Below are 3,231 nucleotides of genomic sequence, written 5' to 3' on the forward strand. Positions count from 1 at the left end.
CCAGGCTCGCGGTCTCGCCGGTGACGATGCTGACCACGCCCGCCGGTACGTCGCTGGTGTCGAGCAGCTGGTAGAAATCCGTCGCCGCCAGCGGATGGCGGGCCGAGGGAACGGCAATGACGCGGTTGCCAGCGGCCAGCGCCGGCATCACCAGCGAGACGAAGCCGAGCAGCGGCGCCTTGTCGGGGCAGACGATGCCCATGATGCCGAAGGGCTCGTTCATCGCCAGGGTCACATGGCGCGATTTGGTCGAATGGACGGCGCCGTCGTGCTTGTCGGCAAAGCCGGCGTAGAAGAAGGTCCGGCGGATCGACGTCGCCACTTCCTCCGCCGCCTCCTTGGCCGAGGCGCCGGTCATCGCGCGCAGCCTTGCCTCGAACTCGGCCGCGCGGGCCGACAGGTTCTCGGCGATGTAATAGAGGACCTGCGCCCGGTTGTGCGCCGTCGCCGCCCCCCAGCTGCCTGCCTTCGCCGCGGCTTCCACCGCGTTGCGGATGTCCTTGCGGTTGCCGAGACCGGCGTGGCCCACCGTCTTGCCGGCGGGATTGACCACCGCATAGCTGTAGCCGGAATCCGGCCGCGCCTGCTTGCCGCCGATATAGAGCTTGGCGGTGCGGTCAATCGCATCGTCGGAGACGGGCGCCAATGCTGTCGCGGCCGATGGCGTGGGGTTGAGCGCGGCCTTTGCCGCCTCGCTTGCCTTGGCCGGCTTGCCATTGGCGGGCACCAGATATTCGTAGAGCCCTTCGCGGCCGCCTTCGCGCCCGAACCCGCTTTCGCGGTAGCCGCCGAAGCCGGCGGCGGCGTCGAACAGGTTGGTGGCGTTGATCCACACCACACCCGCCTTGACGCGGGCGGCCAGATCGAGGCTGCGGTTGATGTTTTCCGACCAGATCGAGGCGGCCAGGCCGAAGCGCGTGTTGTTGGCCAGCGCCACCGCCTCGTCCGGCGTGCGGAAGGTCATCGCCACCAGCACCGGCCCGAAGATCTCGACCATCGCCACCGTCGAAGCCGGCTCCACGCCGGTCATCAGCGTCGGCGGGAAGAAGCAGCCCTTCGCCGGCATGGCGATCGACGGCTGGAACACCTCCGCGCCTTCCTGCCTGCCCTTGGCGACCAGCGCGCCGATGCGTTCCAGCTGTTCGCTCGAGACGACCGCGCCGATGTCGGTGGACTTGTCGAGCGGATCGCCGACCCGCAGCGTGGCCATGCGGGCGCGCAGCTTGGCGTAGAATTTTTCCGATATGCCTTCCTGCACCAGCAGGCGCGAACCGGCGCAGCAGACCTCGCCCTGGTTGAACCAGATCGCATCGACCAGGCCCTCGACAGCGCTGTCGAGATCGGCGTCGTCGAAGACGATGAAGGGCGACTTGCCGCCAAGCTCCAGCGACAGCTTCTTGCCCGAGCCGGCGGTGGCGCGGCGGATGATGCGGCCGACCTCGGTCGACCCGGTGAAGGCCACTTTCGCCACGCCCGGATGGCCGACCAGCGCCGCACCGGTCTCGCCCTCGCCGGTGACGATGTTGACGACGCCGTCCGGCAGGCCGGCCTCGCGGCAGATCTCGGCGAAGGCAAGTGCGGTCAGCGGCGTCTGCTCGGCCGGCTTCAGCACCACGGTGTTGCCGGCAGCCAGCGCCGGCGCGATCTTCCAGGCCAGCATCAGCAGCGGAAAATTCCAGGGGATGACCTGGCCGCACACGCCCACCGGCTGGTAGCCGGGAAGCTCGCTTTCGATCAGCTCGGCCCAGCCGGCATGGTGGTAGAAGTGGCGCGCGACCAGCGGGATGTCGATGTCGCGGCTTTCGCGGATCGGCTTGCCGTTGTCCATGGTTTCCAGCACCGCCAGGAAGCGGTCGCGCTTCTGGATATGGCGGGCGAGCGCATAGAGATGCCGCGCCCGCTCGTGGCCGGACAGCTTCGACCAGCTCTTGAAGGCGCGCGCGGCGGCGGCCACAGCGCGGTCGACGTCCTCGGCCGTGCCCCGCGCCACGCGGCCAAGCACCTTGCCGTTGGCCGGGCTGGTCACCTCAAAGCCGTCGCTCGCCGCGGGGTCGGTAAACTTGCCGTCGATGAAGTGGCCGAAGCCGGCCTCATGCTGCCCGAGCCAGGCGATGACGTGCTCGTTGCTTTCGGGCGACGAACCATATTCCATGGTTTGCAGGATATCCTTGATGAGGGCCATGGGTGTCTCTTTCAGGCGAGTGCGTGCCGATAGGCGGCGGAGTAGCGGCCGGTGACGAAGTGCTCGAGCTGGCGCTCGATGTCGCCCAGCATCGAACTGGCGCCGATGCGGACAAGGTCGGGCTCCAGCCAGCGCCGGCCCAGCTCCTCCTTCATCAGGAACAGCCAGTTCATGGCGTCCTTGGCGGTTTTCAGCCCGCCCGCCGGCTTGAAGCCGATCTTGAAGCCGGTCTCCTCGCCATAATCGCGCAGCGCCCTCAGCATCACGAGGCTGACCGGCAGCGTGGCGTTGACGTCTTCCTTGCCGGTCGAGGTCTTGATGAAGTCGGCGCCGGCCTGCATGGCCACCATCGAGGCCTTGTAGACATTGCGCAGCGTCTTCAGGTCGCCGGTGGCCAGGATAGCTTTCAAATGTGCCGCCCCGCAGGCCTCGCGCATCGCCGCGATCTCGTCATAGAGCGCCTGCCAGTCCTGGCTGAAGACGAGCTGGCGGTTGATGACGATGTCGATCTCCTGCGCGCCCTCCTCCACCGCATAGCGGATTTCGGCAAGCCGCTGCGGCAGCGGCGTCAGGCCGGCCGGAAACCCCGTTGCCACCGAGGCCACCGGGATGCCGGAGCCGGCAAGCGCCTTGACGGCGGCCGGCACCATGGCCGGATAGACGCAGACCGCGCCCACGGTGGGCGGCGCGTCCGTCAGCCCCAGCCCCTCGACCAGCTCGTCGCTCAGCGGGCGCATCGCCTTGGCGCACAGCCGCTGCACGCGGCCGGGCGTGTCGTCGCCGGCCAGCGTCGTCAGGTCGATGCAGGTCAGCGCCTTCACCAGCCACGCCGCCTGATATTCCTTCTTCACCGAGCGGCGGGTGGGCAGCGTCGCGGCGCGCCGCTCCACCGCGCTCAGATTGACCTGAACCGCCTCGAAGGCCTCGGGGCGCAGCGGTGTTCCCGCGTTGCGCCGGAAGTTCTCAAGTCCCTGCGGCGTCGAATGCTGCGGATGTGTCACGGATGGTGCCCGTCCTCTGGCGCCGGCTGGCCGCTTGCCGCGGCCGCG

General features: G+C 68.6%; 2 protein-coding genes. Both read right to left on the bottom strand.

The window, feature by feature from the left end; all coding sequences use genetic code 11:
• The coding region (locus tag ABLE85_RS23830; protein WP_348795183.1) for an aldehyde dehydrogenase family protein at positions 1-2,182 on the bottom strand (2,182 nt) is incomplete at its 3' end.
• 11 nt (positions 2,183-2,193) lie between these two features.
• Positions 2,194-3,117, bottom strand: a complete 924-nt coding sequence (gene deoC / locus ABLE85_RS23835) for a deoxyribose-phosphate aldolase (protein WP_348795184.1) — start codon at positions 3,115-3,117, stop codon at positions 2,194-2,196.
• Positions 3,118-3,231: the final 114 nt, after the last annotated feature.

The organism is Mesorhizobium sp. KR1-2 (genome assembly GCF_040045035.1).
GTDB lineage: Bacteria > Pseudomonadota > Alphaproteobacteria > Rhizobiales > Rhizobiaceae > Pseudaminobacter.